A 16,789-nucleotide genomic window follows, 5' to 3' on the forward strand; every position below is an offset into this window, starting at 1 on the left:
TGCCTCAAAATCCTTGCCCTCAGTCCCTCCGAAGCACCGCTCCGTCAGCCCCTCTGGCGTCCCGTCAGCGCCTCAGCGCCGCCGGTGAAGGGGGTTCTATGGTGAGTTCGGGGGAGCCGCAAGTGGTTTTTTGCAGAAATGTCATCTTTTTTCGATTTTCTCGATTTTTATCGTGTTTTTAATGGGTTACGTAATTTCGATTTCAAAACCAGAGCCGTTTGCGCAAGAATATTACCGCAGCGCAGCATCGCCTGTTGGCGCAATCAACCTTATCCACAGAAATGCCCACAGCGAATAGGTGTCCGGCCGGAATCGCGGGGTTCGGAGCGCGGAATCATCAGTGAATCGGGCAGCGATTCACACGTCGGTATTACGTCGGTATTGCAGAGGTATTGCGGAGGTATTGCGGAGGTGGCGATTCAGGCGCGGGCAGAGCGGCGAGTCGGTGACCAGCGCAGGGCCAGAAGCACGAGGATCACCGCGGCATAGATCAGGGGTTCGATCTGGAAGCCTTTCACCAGCATCACGAAGTGTAGACCGCCAAGCAGCGCCACGCCGTATGTGAGCTTGTGCAGCCTGTTCCAGCGACGCCCCAGCCGGCGCACCGACCAGTTGTTCGATGTCACGGCCAGCGGCAGCATCAGGACAAAGCCTGCCATGCCGATGGTGATGTAAGGGCGTTTGAGAATGTCGGCCCAGATCTGCGAGAGGATCTGCACATCCAGCACCAGCCAGACGAGAAGGTGCAGGAAGATATAGAAGAAGGCGAGGAGACCAATGGATCTGCGGAACTTCAGCAGCGTGATGCCGGTGAACTTGCGCAGAGGTGTCACCACCATCCCGAGGATCAGCAGTTGCAGCCCGGCTTCTCCGAGATTGTGTTCCATGACCTTAACGGGGTCCACCCCCAGACCGCCGGTCAGCCCCTGATAGAGAAGCCAGACAGGATAGAGCGCGCCCAGCAGGTAGACCGGCCAGGTCGGCAGTTTCCGGGTCACTGTGTTCACCTTGTCCTTCAACACGTCTCTTACCTCTTCTCTATACTATAGGCGCATTTTGGCGCGTGCCGCAGGCTTGCCGCAATTCAGCCACTTTGCCACCCCAGTCTGCCGTCAGACACGAGCCATGCCAGCCATCGTTCATGGCAGCCAAGACCACGGATTTTGCAGAATGCTTTTTCATCACCAACTGACAGTTCTTACCCTGTCTCTCATCACCGCCTACGTTGTCGCAATCGGGATCGCCCGCTGGACCCGCAGCAAGGGACCATTGTCGATCTATAGCCAGGACGGGGGATCGCTCGAGGCGGTCGGCCTCAGCTTGCTGTCGGATTTGGGGAACAACGCCCCGCGCGTATTGCAGAACGGGTTTGTCGAACTGCGCCCCACCTGGGGGATGCGGCTTGGCGCGCCGGTGGCTGCCCTCGTGTTCATGGCAAACGTCGATTTCGGACCGCTCCTGATGTCCCTCGGCATTCATGATGGCAACCTGCAACTGACGATCTACACCTTCACCAGCCTGGTCTTCGCTTACAGCTGGATCATGCTGATGTTTTTCCAGCGGGTGATCTTTGATGAGGACCGTGTCATCAGCCTTGGCATCGATCTGCGCCGGCAAGAGCGTGAGCTTTCGGATCTCACGGATATCAGGATGCACGAGTCGCGCCCGGCTCTTGTCCTGCGGTTTGGAAAACAGGCGCCGCTCTACCTGCCCAAGTTTCTGTCTCACCGCGACACCTTTGTTACGCGGATGCAGGCGATCATCGACGACAACCTGAACAATGGCGTGGTGCCGCCCATGCCCAAGCTGCGCGATCGCCTCGGGCTGTAGCGCAAGCCGTTTCATTTCAACCGCCAGCGCATCCCCTGCCCTCCTGGACCGGAGGACAGGGGACCGTGCCGTAGGAGCAGAAGACACAACAGTCACCTTCGAGGGGACGAAGAACGGTGTGACACTCCTGGCATTCAAAGAAGAACTGGCAGGCATCGGTAGGCATATCGAACAGATCAACATGGCCGCAGATTGGGCAGGTGAGAACCGACTGCGTCTCGACCATCAGAAGTGCTTGGCCAGATCCATACCCTTGTAGAGCTTGGCCACCTCTTTCTCATAGCCGTTGAACATCAGGGTTTCCTTGCGCCGGGCAAGAAGACCGCCACCAATGGTGCGTTCCGATGCCTGCGACCAGCGCGGGTGATCGACGTTCGGGTTCACGTTGGAATAGAACCCGTATTCGCGGCGGTTGGCCTTGTTCCAGCTGGTCGGGGGTTCACGGTCGGTCAGGGTGATACGCACGATCGACTTGATCGACTTGAAGCCATACTTCCACGGCACCACGAGACGCACAGGCGCGCCGTTCTGGTTCGGGATGGTCTTGCCGTAGATGCCCGTCGCCATAAGGGTCAGCGGGTGCATCGCCTCGTCGAGGCGCAGACCTTCGACATAGGGCCATTCCAGAACCGGATATTTCTGGCCCGGCATTTCCTCGGGGCGCATCAGGGTTTCAAAGGCCACGTATTTCGCGCCTGCCTTGACCCCGGCCATATCCAGCAGATCGGCCAGTTCGAACCCGTTCCACGGCACAACCATCGACCAGGCCTCGACACAGCGGAAGCGGTAGATCCGCTCTTCGATGGTCATCTTCGACAGGATGTCGCCCAGCGCATAAGTGCCGGGGCGGTTTACCATGCCGTCAATCTTGATACTCCATGGTTCGGTCGTCAGGGTGTGGGCGTATTTCGCGGGATCGCCCTTGCCGGTGCCGAACTCATAGAAGTTGTTGTAGTTGGTAATGGTCTCCCAGCTGTCCGGCTTGAGACCGGCAGCATGGGCCACATTCGCCCCCAGACCGGCAACGCCAAGGCCAACCATGCCAGCCATGACCTGGCGGCGGTTGAGATAAGCGCCCTCGGGGGTCACATCGGCATGGGTCAGATCATTGGTCCAGCGCTTGGCCATCTGTCACTCCTTCTTCTCTCGTTACCCAAGGATGTATCTGCGACGGGCGCAAAAACCAAAGCACGTTGCCTCACGATGGCGTGGGGGAATTGTAACTTGGATAGATCTTGTTCATTGGCACCGAGCGGCCATTGGGTTGCACGATCCGCACGTGGCGGCGGCGCATCTGACGGGGTTCGGACACGCCTACCGAATGGGCGATGGTCTCGACTTCCTTGATGATGGTCTTGGCATAGCGCGCGACGCGCTTGTACTTGCGCTCGACCACGAGGCCCTTCTGGAACCGGGGGTCATGGGTGGTGATGCCCGTGGGGCAGGTGTTCTTGTTGCATTTCAGCGCCTGGATACAGCCCAGCGAGAACATGAAGCCCCGCGCCGAGGTGACGAAATCGGCGCCGGCAGCCAGTGCCCAGGCGATGTCCCCGGGGTTGACCAGCTTGCCGCTGGCCACGATGCGAATGCGGTCGTGCAGGTGGAATTCATCCCGCAGGTCCACCACCATCGGAAGCGCCTCGCGCACCGGCATGCCGACAAGGTCGATCAGGGGCATCGGCGCGGCCCCCGTGCCACCTTCGCCGCCGTCAATGGTGATGAAATCCGGGGCGGCATCCGATCCCCGGCGGTCAATGGTCTCGAACAGCTCGCGCACCGCCGGTTCCGATCCAGCCACCGTCTTGATGCCCACCGGTTTGCCCGTCACCTCGCGGATACGCACGATCATGTCCAGAAGGTGGTCAAAGTTGTCGATCTCCTTGTGGCGGTTGGGCGAAATCCCGTCCTGCCCGACCTGAAGGCCGCGAATGGCGGCAATTTCTTCGTTCACCTTTTCTCCGGGAAGAATGCCGCCTTTGCCCGGCTTCGCGCCCTGGGCCATCTTGATCTCGAACATGCGGATGTTTTCGTGTTCCGCCACCTTGCGCAGCTTCTCGTCCGAGAGATCCCCGTTTTCATCCCGCACCCCGAACTTGGCGGTGCCGATCTGGAAAACAAGGTCGCACCCGCCTTCGAGATGGAAGGGCGAGACGCCCCCTTCTCCGGTGTTCAGCCAGACACCCGCCTCTTTCGCGCCCTGCGACAGGGCCTGCACGGCGGGTTTTGACAGGGCGCCGTAAGACATGCCCGAGATGTTGAAGATCGACGGGGCGAGATAGGGCGTGCGTGCCGTCGGGCCGATCAACAGCGGCTCTGTCTTGGCGAACTGGTCATCCAGCGGTGGAAAGGGATCGTTCACGAAGATCGGCGTGCCAACTACGCTCAGGTTGCGCGTGGAACCGAAGGCGATGGTATTGCCCTTGCCCTCGCCGGAACGGGTGATCCAGTCGCGCTGAGCCCGGTTGAACGGCAGTTCCTCGCGGTCCATGGCAAAGAAATACTGACGGAAGAACTCGCCAAGTTCCGAGAACAGATGCCGGAAGCGCCCGATCAGGGGATAGTTGCGCCGCACCGCATCACCGGTCTGGAGCCGGTCCAGCACGAAAAGCACCATGGCCACCAGAACCGCGAGGCCAACCAAGGCCACAAAGATCAGCCCAAGCACCTCAACAATGTAAAACGCCCTATCCATCGACATATTCATATGTATGATCCTGTTGTTGACCTGCATCAAAGCCACGCCGGCTCTGGACTTTACAGTGCGGCCTCAACATTCATGCTGCAAGTCACGTTTGCCCAAACTTTTCGGGAGAGAATTGTAATGAAAAACCTCGTTTTGGCCGCAGGCCTGACCGTCCTCGCCTCGATGGCCCCGGCAGATGAAACCGCCATCACCTATACCGTCGATCAGGACTATGGCGATGTCACCTTCGGCCTCGAAAGCGCCATCACCGACCGCGGGCTGATCATCGACGCAGTGAACCATGTCGGCGAAATGCTGGAGCGCACCAAGGTAGACGTGGGCGGCACCAAGACCATCTTCCTTCAGGCCGAGGTCTACAATTTCTGCTCGGCCAAGATCTCGCGCGAGGTCATGGAAGCCGACCCGATGAACCTCCAGTTCTGCCCCTATGGCATCTTCGTCATGCAGACCCCCGAAAACCCCGATCAAACCACCATCGGCTACCGCATCATGCCCGAAGGCCCGATGAAACGTGTTCAGGCAATGCTGGAAGAGATCGTTCAGGAAGCGATTTCGGAATAACCCCCTCTAGGGTCGCGCCCGAGCCTGGGTGGGCGCAAATGCGCCCTCCCGGGGGGAGGGTCGGGCGCGGCCTGGGCGATCCGCCCGTGCCATACATCCTTCTCAAATAGAAAAAGCCCGCCTTCTCAGGCGGGCTTCTCTCTTTTCTGCCATTCGGCTCAATGCACCACGGCGTCGTCCGGTTTGGCGCGATCCGATGTGCCGACGCGGTCGCCGATGATGAGCCCTTCCGGACCCGCGGTCACCGGAATGGCCTCACCGTCCTTCACCTCGCCACCCAAGAGCATCTCGGCCAGCGGGTTCTGCAACGCACGCTGGATCACGCGCTTGAGCGGGCGGGCACCGAACACCGGATCATAACCTTCGTCGGCAAGCCACTTGCGGGCGTCTTCGTCCAGCATGATCTCGATCTTGCGACCGGCCAGACGTTTCTTGAGACGTGCGAGTTGAATGTCGACGATCCCGTCCATATCCGCGCGGGCCAGGCGATCGAAGATGATCGTCTCGTCCAGCCGGTTCAGGAACTCTGGGCGGAAATGGGCGCGTACCGCATCCATCACGTCGCGACGTGCATCGCCTGCATCCGCCCCATCCGGCAGTTGCGACAGCGCCTGCGCCCCAAGGTTCGAGGTCAGGATGATCAGCGTCTGCTTGAAGTCCACAGTACGGCCCTGACCATCGGTCAGCACACCGTCATCCAGCACCTGCAACAGCACGTTGAAGACATCCGGATGGGCCTTTTCCACCTCGTCGAACAGCACCACCTGATACGGGCGGCGACGCACGGCCTCGGTCAGAACCCCACCTTCGTCATAGCCGACATAGCCCGGAGGCGCGCCGATCAGACGGGCCACGGCGTGTTTCTCCATGAACTCGGACATGTCGATGCGCACCATCGCGCTGTCGTCATCAAACAGGAACTCGGCCACGGCCTTGGTCAGTTCGGTTTTCCCGACACCGGTCGGCCCGAGGAACAGGAACGATCCCAGCGGCCGGTTTTCGTCGTTCAGCCCCGCACGCGCACGGCGCACGGCATTGGCCACGGCGGTCACCGCGCTGTTCTGGCCGATCACCCGGCGGTGCAGGTCATCTTCCATCCGCAACAGCTTTTCGCGCTCGCCTTCCAGCATCTTCGAGGTCGGAATGCCCGTCCAGCGTTCGACCACCGCGGCGATCTGCTCGGGGCGCACGGCCTCTTCGACTGTCATGTCTCCTTCCTGCGCCTCGGCATCGGCCAGTTGCTTTTCAAGCCCCGGGATCACGCCATAAGACAACTCGCCCGCTTTCCCGAGGTTGCCCTCGCGCTTGGCGATTTCCAGATCGGCGCGGGCCTGATCAAGCTGCTCCTTGAGATCACGGGCCGAGGCCAGCTTGTCTCGGCCAGCCTGCCATTTCGCCGTCATCTCAGCGGATTTCTCTTTCAGCTCGGCTAGGTCTTTCTGAAGCGTCTCGAGGCGATCCTTCGACGCCGCATCATCCTCGAGCTTCAGCGCCTCTTCCTCGATCTGCAACTGCAGGATCTGGCGGTCCAGCGCATCAAGCTCTTCCGGCTTGGAGTCGACCTCCATCCGCAGACGGCTCGCCGCCTCGTCCACAAGGTCAATGGCCTTGTCGGGCAGGAAGCGGTCGGTGATATAGCGGTGTGACAGGGTCGAAGCCGTCACAAGCGCGCTGTCGGAAATCCGCACCCCGTGGTGCAACTCGTATTTCTCCTTGATCCCGCGCAGGATCGAGATGGTGTCCTCGACCGTCGGCTCGGCAATCATCACCGGCTGGAAACGGCGTGCCAGGGCCGCGTCTTTCTCGACGTATTTGCGATATTCATCCAGCGTGGTGGCCCCGATACAGTGCAGCTCACCCCGCGCCAGCGCCGGCTTGATCAGGTTGGCGGCATCCATCGCGCCATCGGTCTTGCCGGCCCCAACCAGCGTGTGCATCTCGTCGATGAACAGGATCACCTCGCCGGCGGCTTCGGTCACCTCGGTCAGAACCGCCTTGAGGCGCTCTTCGAACTCACCACGGTATTTCGCACCGGCAATCAGCGCGCCCATGTCCAGCGCCAGAAGCTTCTTGTTGCGCAGGGATTCCGGCACGTCGCCATTAACGATGCGCAGCGCCATCCCCTCGGCAATCGCGGTCTTGCCCACGCCCGGCTCCCCGATCAGGACCGGATTGTTCTTGGTCCGGCGGCTCAGCACCTGCATGGCGCGGCGGATTTCGTCATCGCGCCCGATGATCGGGTCGATCTTACCCTCGCTGGCACGTTCGGTCAGGTCCTGCGCGTATTTCTTGAGCGCATCATAGCCCTCTTCCGCCGAGGCACTGTCGGCGGTGCGCCCCTTGCGGATGTCATTGATCGCCGCATTCAGCGATTGCGCAGAGACCGCGCCGCTTTCCAGCGCGTCCTTGGCCTTGGATTTCACCATGACCAGCGCCATCAGGATACGCTCGACCGGCACGAAACTGTCGCCCGCCTTCTTGGCGAGCTTCTCTGCCTCGCTCAGCACCTTGACGGTGGCATTGTCGAGATAGGGCTGGCCGGTATCGCCGCTGACCTGCGGGATCTTGGTCATCGCCAGGTCAACCGCGTCACGCACCCGCTCGGGCGCACCGCCAGCACGTTTGATCAGGTTGGCGGCAAGCCCCTGATCATCGTCCATCAATGCTTTCAGAATATGCTCTGGCACCATGCGCTGGTGGTTTTCCCGCATGGCAATGGTCTGTGCAGCCTGTACAAAACCGCGCGACCGCTCCGTGAACTTGCTCAAGTCCATGGTCACTCTCCTTCTCTCAAGCACCCGGTTGTTCTCAATGCGCCCGCTTTGCGGCACGCCCCTATTCCGGGCCTCGAAATCAATGTGGCAACTGCAGGTGGTACCTTCAAGAGGATGTGAACAAGAAAGCCCCCGAAATGAGCGAAGTCTGCCTTATTTCCCCTCGATTTGTCGGGCACAGTTTTGTCACAAGAGCAGAAGCAAGGGGCAGATCAATGTATGTGACCGAGATAGAAATCAACGAAATACCCAACGGCGGCGAAACGCTTGGCAGCGTTTCCTTTTGTTCTTACGAACGCCAGATCCAGGTGATGTGCGCAATCAAGGAAGAGGGCTTGCAGGACAAGGTCATGCGCCGCATCGCCTTCATCCGCGAGGCCCTGCGCCAGGTCCGCCGGATGCCGGAATACCGCAACGGCCGCGGCCAGATCGACTTTGAACCGGGCCTTCTGCCCGACAACGCGCTCTGAACGCCGCAAATGTTTGACGCCTTCGGGCAAGGGGAGTAAGGCCAGTGCCGATATCCCCATGCCCCAAAGGAGTCTGCCCCATGTCCGATGATCGCCTGATCGTTGCCCTCGACGTCCCCAACGCCCTGCAAGGCCTGAAGCTGGCGGAAACCATCGGTGACGCGGCCTCCTTCTACAAGATCGGCCTCGGCATGCTGACCGGCGGTGGCCTCGCACTGGCCAACGAACTCAAGCAGGACCACGGCAAACGCATCTTCCTCGACATGAAACTGTTCGACATCGGCGCCACCGTGGAAAACGCGGTGCGCGGGCTGGCACAGTTCGACCTCGATTTCCTGACCGTGCATGGTGACCCCTACGTCGTCAAAGCCGCTAAGGAAGGCGCCGCAGGCAAAGACCTCAAGATCCTCGGCGTGACCATCCTGACATCACTGGACCGCAATGACCTTGATGGAGCCCTGATCAAACCGGGCGAGATCAAGGACCTGGTTCAGGAACGCGCGGGCAAGGCGTTTGAGGCCGGTGCCGACGGCGTGATTGCCTCGCCGCAAGAGGCCGCCTTGATCCGCGCCCTGCCCGAGGCCGAAGGCCGCCTGATCGTCACCCCCGGCGTGCGCCCCACCGGCGCGGCACTTGGCGATCAGAAACGTGTCGCCACCCCCTCCAGCGCGATTGCCGATGGCGCCGACCATATCGTTGTCGGCCGTCCGATCTGGCAGGCCGAAGACCCTCGGGCCGCGGCCCAGGCCATCATCGACGAACTCGCCAGCCTCTGAAGGGCGCATCGGCACCGCTTCAATGCACCCGAAATACTCCCGCCGGAGGCATCCGCCGCTAAGGCCCTATGCCCCGGCGAGGTAGTCGGCCAATCGGGATTGAAACTGGGGAATCGCGCGTGCGTGCCGCAGGTAGTCATGCGCTTCCCACAAGGCCCACTCCTGCCCCTCGTCGCCAAACCGGATGTCCCTGTCCGCCCCTTCGGGCAGATGCGCCGCGAAAAACCAGAACGCCTGCCCCTTGCGCCATTAGATGCGCCCCCAGGACAGCGTCGCCTCGCTCAGGATCAGCCCCAGCTCCTCTTGCACCTCACGCAACACACAGGCCGCACCGCTTTCCGTGCCTTCCCGCCCGCCACCGGGCATATCCCAATGCGCGGGCCAGGGAATGCCGGGCTTGTCATCCCTCAGAATGGTCAGCAACCTGTCCCCGATGAACAAGGCCAGCTTTGCGCCGTGAAAGTCGGTGTCCATTCCGCCGTCAAATGATACACTCATGGTCCGATCCCTGATCCGTTCGAGAGCCCGATGCCTGCCCTGTGCCGCGATTGCCTGACCCCCTTCGAAAGCCAAGGCCGCTGCCCCTCTTGTGGCAGCCTGCGCGTCGTGCGTCACCCCGAACTGTTTGATCTCTCGATCGCGCATATGGACTGTGACGCCTTTTATGCCAGCGTCGAGAAACGCGACAATCCCGAATTGCGCGACAAACCCGTCATCATCGGCGGCGGTCGGCGCGGGGTGGTGTCCACCGCCTGCTATGTCGCGCGCATTCGTGGCGTGCGGTCGGCCATGCCCATGTTCCAGGCCACCAAACTGTGTCCTGACGCGGTGATCATCAAGCCGCGCATGTCGGTCTATGCCGAGGCCTCGCGCCAGATTCGGGCGATGATGGATGAACTCACCCCCGACATCGAACCCCTGTCACTGGACGAGGCCTTCATGGATCTCTCCGGCACCGCCCGCCTGCACGGCAAACCGCCCGCCGTGATGCTGGCGCGGCTGGTCAAACGCATGAAAGACGAACTTGGGCTGACCGGCTCTATCGGCCTCAGCCACAACAAGTTCCTCGCCAAGGTGGCCTCTGACCTCGAAAAGCCACGCGGGTTTTCCGTGATCGGACAGGCCGAGACCGCCGCTTTCCTGCATGACAAACCGGTGCGCATGATCTGGGGTGTGGGGGCGGCGACGCAATCATCGCTCGATCGTGCGGGCATCCATACCTTTGCCGATCTGCTGCGCTGGGACGAACGCGACCTGACCGCGCGATTCGGCTCGATGGGAACACGCCTCTGGCATCTTGCACGCGGACAGGACCGCCGTCGCGTTTCCGCCAATGCGCCGATGAAAAGCATCAGCAACGAGACAACGTTTTTCGAGGATACAGGCGACGCCGATATTCTTGACGGCCACCTCTGGCGCATGTCGGAAAAGGTCTCGGACCGCGCCAAGGCCAAGGGCAAGGCAGGCCGTGTTGTCACCCTCAAGCTGAAACGCGCCGATCACAGCCTGATCTCGCGCCGTATCGCCCTGCGCGATGCCACCCAGATGGCAGACACGCTCTATTCCACCGCCCGCGGTCTGTTTGACCAGGTAGGCAACCAGGGGCCTTACAGGTTGATTGGCGTGGGGCTGGCCGATCTTGTGCCCGAAGCCGCTGCGGACCTCTCGGGTGATCTTCTCGACCCCAAGGCCGCGCAGCGCCGCAAGGCGGAGCGCGCAACCGATGAAATCCGCAAACGCTTTGGCAGCGATGCGATTCTCAAAGGGCGTGCGATGCGGTGATCCCGGTCACTCCGCCGCAAGGCTCTGGCGGGGCAGACCGATGGCCACAATGCGGGCGATGACCTGTTCGATCTTGGCGCGGAAGGCTTCAAAGTTGCCATTCGGCTCAACCCTCGCCTCATCCATATAGAGCGAACGGTCGATCTCGATCTGGATGGCGTGCTGCTTGCGCGAGGGGCGGCCATAGTGCTGCGTTACAAAGGCGCCGGCAAAGGGTGTATTGCGCGAGACCTTGAGGCCGACATCCACAAAGGCCTGTTCGATCTCATCCACGATGTCAGGCTCTGCGGCCGCGCCGAAACGATCCCCCAGTACGATATCGGGACGCCCCCCGCCGCTGCGCGACAGGTTCTCGACCGCCTCATGCGGCATGGAATGGCAATCGATCAGGATCGCGCGCCCGAACTGGGCCCGCGATTCGTCGAGAAGGCTTTGCAGACGGTCATGATAGGGCCGCCAATAGCGCGCGATTCTCGCCTCGGCCTCAACCATGTCGATTTTCCCATGATAAATCGGCCGCCCGTTGGCAACCACGCGGGGAATCACCCCGAGGCCAGATGCCACGCGCGGGTTGTGCCCGCCCTTCTTCACGCCGTGGATCAGCGCCGGGTCCAGTTCATCGGGCGCACGGTTCAGATCAAGGAACGCGCGCGGCGCCCCGGCCACCAGAAATGGCGAGCCGAACTGCGGCGCGACCTCGAAAAGCCTGTCTACAAAGGCGTCTTCCGAACTGCGGATGCTATGGGCATTCAACAACGAGCGCCGCACGAACCATTCAGGGTAGTCGCACCCGCTGTGGGGCGACGCAAAGACAACGGAGGATCTCCGCTGTTCTGGCTGCATAAGGCTGTAGGCGCGTTTCGGCATTGTCTCTCCTGTACTCGAAAAATATAGAACAAAAAATAACGTGGTCGAAAGCCCTTGCGCCCCGGCGCGACTCCTTTTATAGACCCCGCTACCGGCGCGGATTTCCGCGCCCCCTTTGATTAAGGGGGTTGGATTTGAGCCGGCCAGAGTGGGCGATTAGCTCAGCGGTAGAGCACTTCGTTGACATCGAAGGGGTCACTAGTTCGATCCTAGTATCGCCCACCATTCTAATTCATCGCTTCGCAGCACTGCGAAGTACCCGTCAACCCGGCGCATGTCGCGCCACGTAAGAGGAGAAAGGCCATGAAGGTCAAGAACTCGCTCCGCTCGCTCAAGCAGCGTCACCGCGACTGCCGTGTTGTGCGCCGCAAGGGCCGCGTTTATGTCATCAACAAGACGCAGCGCCGCTTCAAGGCACGTCAGGGCTAATTGCCCAAGACGCCTTAGCGTTATCAAGAAAGCCGTCCATCTGGGCGGCTTTTTCTTTTGGTAGGATGCAAGCGAGCAGATCAAGGCGCTCCGCTTCCAAAAGGTCTAGAATGCCCCGTCTAAGAGGTATTCGAATGGCCGAAACACCCCTCCCCCCTGCTGCAAGACTTCTGGTCTCGACAATCGTGATCGGAGGCCTGTTGCTTACCGTCGCGGTGGGCATCATCGCCCGTGCCACGCTCGAGGCGCGCGGCGTTTCCGTCGTCAGCTGGTCACGTGGAATCCAGCTGATGATTCCCCTCGCCATCTTCTTCGAGATCCCCTTCGTGGTGCTGGCAATCTATGTGCATCGCAAGCTCAAGTCGGCGCTGGCGGACCACCCCAAACAGCTGTCCATGCGTCTGCACATGTACGTCGGGGCCTTCCTGGGGCTCTTTGTCTACCAGGGGTATTCGCTGTTCGGATTGACCACATATTCCGGCCCCGGCGGCTTTGCCAACGCGGTGATCCTCATGCTCGGAATGTGGATGATTACAGTGCCCTACATGCTGGCCCTCGGTGGCGGGGCCAGCGTGGTGGGCGGATTCTTCGGCTGGCTGCTCTGGAGAAAGCGCACCGGCCAGCTGTGACCTTAGTCGGTCGCCGCGGCAGCGACTTCGCGGCCCTCGTCAGGATCCGAGACCACATTGATGTGATACTCGTTAAAGGCGCGATCACGCACCTCGGCAATGCTGGCGTATTCCGGGCTACCAAACACGCTGTCTACAGCGGCCTTGTCCGGATATTCCACGATCACAACCGTCTGTGCCTTGCGCTTGCCAACGACCACCTCGTTCACATCAAAACGCTTGACGATCTTTGCCCCTGCCCGCTCGAGCAACGGCCCGGTAACCTCGAAGTATTTCCCAAGCGCCATCGGGTCGCTTTCATTGATCGACAGCAGAGCTACAACTGTCACTGGCATAATGGTCTCCTACCAAAATTCTTGGATCAAACATCGCCAGACGCAACGCATCCGGCACCCAATCATACCGCACTATCGCTCTATATGTGAGTCCGCCCCCTTTGACACGTCGAAAAAGGGGGCTAAATCGTCACTTTTGCATCTGTTGACCGGGCGTCGAGAGCGAGATCTCCCACTCCTCTTCGCTCATGTCCTCGGCAATGCCCTCGAACAGCGGCGTCGACAGGTAACGCTCACCGGTATCAGGCAGCATGACAAGGATGTTTGCCCCTTCAGGCGCATCCTTTGCCACCTCCATCGCGGCGGCAAACGTGGCGCCTGCCGAGATGCCGGTAAAGATGCCTTCCTCGGCCGCCAGACGGCGCGACCAGGCAATGCCATCCGGTCCCGGCACTTTGAGAAGCGAATCGTAGAACGACTTGTCCATCGCCTCTTGCAGCACGTAGGGGATAAAGTCCGGCGTCCAGCCCTGAATCGGGTGCGGCGCGAAATGCGGGTGGCCTTCGGTCGGCTGGTTTTCATCGTTCCGGGTGTTGATATAGCCCGACGACAGGATCGCGGCGGCCTCCGGCTCGGCCAGGATAATCTTGGTGTCCGGGCTGCTCGCACGCAGGGCACGGCCCACGCCCGACACGGTGCCACCGGTGCCATAACCAGTGACCCAGTAATCCAGCGACTCGCCGTCAAAGTCGGCAAGAATCTCGCGCGCGGTGGTGTTCTCGTGGATGTCGGCATTGTCCGGCGTTTCGAACTGACTTGCCAGGAACCAGCCGTTTTCCTCGGCCAGTTCCTTGGCCTTGGAATACATGCCAAAACCCTTGAGTTCTTTCGGCGTCAGAACAACCTTGGCCCCTAGAAAGCGCATCAGGCGGCGACGCTCGACCGAGAAGCTCTCGGCCATCGTGATCACCAGCGGATAGCCCTTGGCGGCACAAACCATCGCAAGGCCGATACCGGTGTTCCCCGAAGTCGCCTCGACCACGGTTTGGCCGGGCTTCAGGCGGCCATCGCGCTCGGCGGCCTCGATGATGTTGAGCGCAAGACGGTCCTTGACCGACCCACCGGGGTTGAAGGCTTCGAATTTCACGAAGACATTCACGTGCTCCGGGGCAATGCGGTTGATGCGGATCACCGGGGTGTTGCCGACGGTTTCCAGAACACTGTCATAGCGCTGGCCGCGGCCATTGGTTTGTCTGATGGTCATGTGAGACTCCCTCGTCGTCAGCGAATTCATGTGCATAAACAAAGGCGTTCTTGCGCCCCGAGTAAACCCGTTGCACGCAATCAGGGATAGGGTTCCAGACTTCGCGTCGCACCAAGAATAAAGGCGCAGACCATGCCACCGAGTTGGGATCAGTAGCGGTCTGCGCCCTCTCTCTCGGGAAGAGAACCTTCAGGGGATCAGTCGTATTTGCGCTGATCCTCGATCACGATGCCATCCTTGGGCAGGCTGCCGGGGGCAACGATCTCGACCTTGCCCTTGAGCTTGAGCGTTTCGGCTACCGACTTGGCATAGATGCCCGCATCACCGCCCGCTGCCTCTACCTGCACCGTCATCACGTCCATCTCGCCCTCGCGGGTGGCGATGACGCGGGCCTTGGCGATCTCGTCATGTTTCTCAACCAGTGCGGCCACCTGCTCGGGGCGCACGAACATGCCCTTGATCTTGGCAGTCTGGTCGGCACGACCCATCCAGCCCTTGATCCGCATGTTGGTGCGACCGCAGGGGGATTGGCCTTCCAGAACGGCCGACAGGTCGCCGGTGGCGAAACGGATCAACGGATATTCGGCATTCAGCGTGGTCACCACGACCTCACCCACTTCACCCGGTGCGACAGGGGTTCCGGTGCCGGGGGTGACAATCTCGACGATCACACCCTCGTCCACGATCATGCCTTCCATCGACGGGCTTTCATAGGCGATGTTGCCCAGATCGGCGGTGGCATAGGACTGCAGGCAGGTGATGCCGCGATCGGCATATTCCTGACGCAGGCTGGGGAACAGGGCACCGCCGCCAACAGCGGCCTTGGTGATGTTCAACTCGACACCCATCTCGGCGGCCTTGTCGAGAATGATCTTGAGGTAATCCGGCGTACCGGCATAGGCGGTCACACCAATCGCCGCGGCGGCCTGAACCTGAAGTTCGGTCTGGCCGATCCCGGCCGGAACCACGGCTGCGCCCACGGCCTTGGCGGCGTTTTCAAAAATCATGCCCGCCGGCGTCAGATGATAGGCAAAACAGTTCTGAACCACGTCGTCCGAGCCAAAGCCCGCAGCGTGCATCGCGCGCCCCATGCGCCACCAGTCATGCGTGGTGTTGCCCGGTTCATAGATCGGCCCCGGCGACTGGAAAATATGGGCAAAGTCGCTGACCGGAATGGCGTTGAAGCCCCCCAGCGGCGGGTTTGCCGCCTGTGCCTTGCTCAGTTCCGATTTGCGCAGAACAGGAAGTTTCACGAGGTCCGCAGCAGAGGTGATCGAAGACGGATCCACATCGGCAAACGCCTCTGCATAGCCCGGTAACCCCTTCGCCCTTGCGATCTGTTCCGGCAATGCCTTGGCAAGATCCGCCGCCCGGTCTTCGGCCGAACGCGTTTCAAGGTCGTCAAAATACTGGCTCATCTGGCCGTCCTCTTTATTCTCACGGGCCACCTTTGTTGGCCCTCTCCCTGCTGGCCCGGTCTTGTGCGGGCGTAGCTCTCCTGTGGACAGGCCGATATCGCCCTGTCCCGAAACGTGTCAGGTCTCGTGTTACCTTCGTGCGGACACTTGGGGGCGGCTGTCCAACCCACCGCTGTGAGGCGTTAGCTCAGCCAACGCTTGCGGCGACGGTACGACCGCACGTCGCGGAACGATTTGCGGCCTTCATCCGACATGCCGAGATAGAATTCCTTCACGTCCGGGTTCTCGCGCAGTTCCGCGGCAGGGCCGTCCATCACCACGCGCCCGTTCTCGAGGATGTAACCATAGTGGGCAAAACGCAGCGCCACGTTGGTGTTCTGCTCCGCGAGAAGGAAGCTCACGCCTTCTTTCTCGTTCAGGTCCTTAACGATGTTGAAGATCTCTTCCACAAGCTGCGGGGCAAGGCCCATCGACGGCTCGTCAAGAAGGATCGTCTCGGGGCGCGACATCAGTGCGCGGCCCATCGCAACCATCTGTTGCTCACCACCCGAAGTATAGCCAGCCTGCGATTTGCGGCGCTCCTTCAGACGGGGGAAATAGTTGTAGACCATCTCAAGGTCCTGCTGGATGTTCGCGCCACCGTCAGTCCGGGTATAGGCACCCGTCAGCAGGTTTTCTTCTACGGTCAGGTGTTCAAAACAATGCCGGCCTTCCATCACCTGGATCACGCCGCGCTTAACAAGGTCTGCCGGGTCGAGATCCTGAACGCGGTTGCCGCGATAGTTGATCGAACCCTTGGTGACTTCGCCGCGTTCCGAATGCAGCAGGTTGGAAACCGCCTTGAGCGTGGTGGTCTTGCCTGCGCCGTTGCCTCCCAGAAGCGCGGTGATACCGCCCTTGGGCACCGACAGGCTGACCCCTTTCAGCACGAGGATCACGTGGTTGTAGATCACCTCGATGTTGTTGACCTCAAGCAGGGTCTCTTCTGTGTGACCAGCGTCGAGCATATG

At 60.8% G+C, this 16,789-nt stretch carries 18 protein-coding genes and 1 tRNA gene; 8 read left to right on the forward strand and 11 right to left on the reverse strand.

Annotated features, from left to right (window positions below; genetic code table 11):
* Positions 1-419: 419 nt before the first annotated feature.
* The gene (gene msrQ / locus NNA36_RS16095) at positions 420-998 is read right to left on the reverse strand and encodes a protein-methionine-sulfoxide reductase heme-binding subunit MsrQ (RefSeq protein WP_255108880.1); all 579 of its coding nucleotides are present in this window, start codon (positions 996-998) and stop codon (positions 420-422) included.
* 172 nt (positions 999-1,170) lie between these two features.
* Between msrQ and NNA36_RS16100 the strand changes: the two genes are divergently transcribed.
* On the forward strand, positions 1,171-1,830 hold the full coding sequence (locus NNA36_RS16100; protein ID WP_255108882.1) for a hypothetical protein: 660 nt from the start codon (positions 1,171-1,173) through the stop codon (positions 1,828-1,830).
* Positions 1,831-1,846: 16 nt separating this feature from the next.
* On the opposite strand, the gene NNA36_RS16105 is transcribed toward NNA36_RS16100, so the two are convergent.
* From NNA36_RS16105 to NNA36_RS16115, 3 genes are all read right to left on the reverse strand, one after another.
* Positions 1,847-2,056, reverse strand: coding sequence for a GDCCVxC domain-containing (seleno)protein (locus NNA36_RS16105; protein ID WP_255108884.1), 210 nt, complete (start codon positions 2,054-2,056; stop codon positions 1,847-1,849).
* Complete coding sequence (gene msrP, locus NNA36_RS16110) at positions 2,056-2,958, reverse strand: protein-methionine-sulfoxide reductase catalytic subunit MsrP (protein WP_255108886.1); 903 nt, start codon at positions 2,956-2,958, stop codon at positions 2,056-2,058. The genes NNA36_RS16105 and msrP overlap by 1 nt, the downstream gene beginning before the upstream one ends.
* A gap of 70 nt (positions 2,959-3,028) precedes the next feature.
* Complete coding sequence (locus tag NNA36_RS16115) at positions 3,029-4,528, reverse strand: FMN-binding glutamate synthase family protein (protein WP_255109094.1); 1,500 nt, start codon at positions 4,526-4,528, stop codon at positions 3,029-3,031.
* Positions 4,529-4,651: 123 nt separating this feature from the next.
* Here NNA36_RS16115 and NNA36_RS16120 point away from each other — a divergent pair, with 123 nt between their 5' ends.
* On the forward strand, positions 4,652-5,095 hold the full coding sequence (locus tag NNA36_RS16120; protein WP_255108888.1) for a DUF302 domain-containing protein: 444 nt from the start codon (positions 4,652-4,654) through the stop codon (positions 5,093-5,095).
* A 158-nt stretch (positions 5,096-5,253) separates the two neighbouring features.
* Here the strand turns inward: NNA36_RS16120 and clpB are convergent, their stop codons facing one another.
* Positions 5,254-7,869, reverse strand: coding sequence for an ATP-dependent chaperone ClpB (gene clpB / locus NNA36_RS16125; protein WP_255108890.1), 2,616 nt, complete (start codon positions 7,867-7,869; stop codon positions 5,254-5,256).
* 215 nt (positions 7,870-8,084) lie between these two features.
* Here clpB and NNA36_RS16130 point away from each other — a divergent pair, with 215 nt between their 5' ends.
* On the forward strand, positions 8,085-8,339 hold the full coding sequence (locus NNA36_RS16130) for a hypothetical protein (RefSeq protein ID WP_255108892.1): 255 nt from the start codon (positions 8,085-8,087) through the stop codon (positions 8,337-8,339).
* A gap of 80 nt (positions 8,340-8,419) precedes the next feature.
* On the forward strand, positions 8,420-9,115 hold the full coding sequence (gene pyrF / locus NNA36_RS16135) for an orotidine-5'-phosphate decarboxylase (protein WP_255108894.1): 696 nt from the start codon (positions 8,420-8,422) through the stop codon (positions 9,113-9,115).
* 249 nt (positions 9,116-9,364) lie between these two features.
* Here the strand turns inward: pyrF and NNA36_RS20010 are convergent, their stop codons facing one another.
* The gene (locus NNA36_RS20010) at positions 9,365-9,613 is read right to left on the reverse strand and encodes an NUDIX domain-containing protein (protein ID WP_369681681.1); all 249 of its coding nucleotides are present in this window, start codon (positions 9,611-9,613) and stop codon (positions 9,365-9,367) included.
* Positions 9,614-9,643: 30 nt separating this feature from the next.
* Between NNA36_RS20010 and NNA36_RS16145 the strand changes: the two genes are divergently transcribed.
* Positions 9,644-10,897: a DNA polymerase IV gene (locus NNA36_RS16145; protein ID WP_255108896.1), complete on the forward strand. Its 1,254-nt coding sequence runs from the start codon at positions 9,644-9,646 to the stop codon at positions 10,895-10,897.
* A 6-nt stretch (positions 10,898-10,903) separates the two neighbouring features.
* Here the strand turns inward: NNA36_RS16145 and NNA36_RS16150 are convergent, their stop codons facing one another.
* Positions 10,904-11,764, reverse strand: coding sequence for an N-formylglutamate amidohydrolase (locus NNA36_RS16150; RefSeq protein WP_255108898.1), 861 nt, complete (start codon positions 11,762-11,764; stop codon positions 10,904-10,906).
* A 150-nt stretch (positions 11,765-11,914) separates the two neighbouring features.
* Here NNA36_RS16150 and NNA36_RS16155 point away from each other — a divergent pair.
* The 3 genes from NNA36_RS16155 to NNA36_RS16165 all read left to right on the forward strand — a co-directional run bounded on the left by NNA36_RS16155 (position 11,915) and on the right by NNA36_RS16165 (position 12,822).
* Positions 11,915-11,989: transfer RNA gene (locus NNA36_RS16155), tRNA-Val, on the forward strand.
* Between the two features lie 78 nt (positions 11,990-12,067).
* A complete protein-coding gene (gene ykgO / locus NNA36_RS16160) occupies positions 12,068-12,193 on the forward strand; it encodes a type B 50S ribosomal protein L36 (protein WP_012177066.1) in 126 nt (41 codons plus the stop codon).
* A 134-nt stretch (positions 12,194-12,327) separates the two neighbouring features.
* Positions 12,328-12,822 (forward strand): hypothetical protein, encoded by a 495-nt coding sequence (locus NNA36_RS16165; RefSeq protein ID WP_255108900.1) that lies wholly within the window; start codon positions 12,328-12,330, stop codon positions 12,820-12,822.
* A 2-nt stretch (positions 12,823-12,824) separates the two neighbouring features.
* Here the strand turns inward: NNA36_RS16165 and NNA36_RS16170 are convergent, their stop codons facing one another.
* From NNA36_RS16170 to NNA36_RS16185, 4 genes are all read right to left on the reverse strand, one after another.
* Positions 12,825-13,157, reverse strand: coding sequence for a DUF1330 domain-containing protein (locus tag NNA36_RS16170; protein WP_255108902.1), 333 nt, complete (start codon positions 13,155-13,157; stop codon positions 12,825-12,827).
* Positions 13,158-13,287: 130 nt separating this feature from the next.
* On the reverse strand, positions 13,288-14,361 hold the full coding sequence (cysK, locus tag NNA36_RS16175; protein ID WP_255108903.1) for a cysteine synthase A: 1,074 nt from the start codon (positions 14,359-14,361) through the stop codon (positions 13,288-13,290).
* 197 nt (positions 14,362-14,558) lie between these two features.
* Positions 14,559-15,779: a phenylacetate--CoA ligase family protein gene (locus NNA36_RS16180; protein ID WP_255108905.1), complete on the reverse strand. Its 1,221-nt coding sequence runs from the start codon at positions 15,777-15,779 to the stop codon at positions 14,559-14,561.
* 182 nt (positions 15,780-15,961) lie between these two features.
* Positions 15,962-16,786 (reverse strand): ABC transporter ATP-binding protein, encoded by an 825-nt coding sequence (locus NNA36_RS16185; protein WP_255108907.1) that lies wholly within the window; start codon positions 16,784-16,786, stop codon positions 15,962-15,964.
* Positions 16,787-16,789: the final 3 nt, after the last annotated feature.

The organism is Shimia sp. CNT1-13L.2 (assembly GCF_024331145.1).
Lineage (GTDB): Bacteria > Pseudomonadota > Alphaproteobacteria > Rhodobacterales > Rhodobacteraceae > Shimia.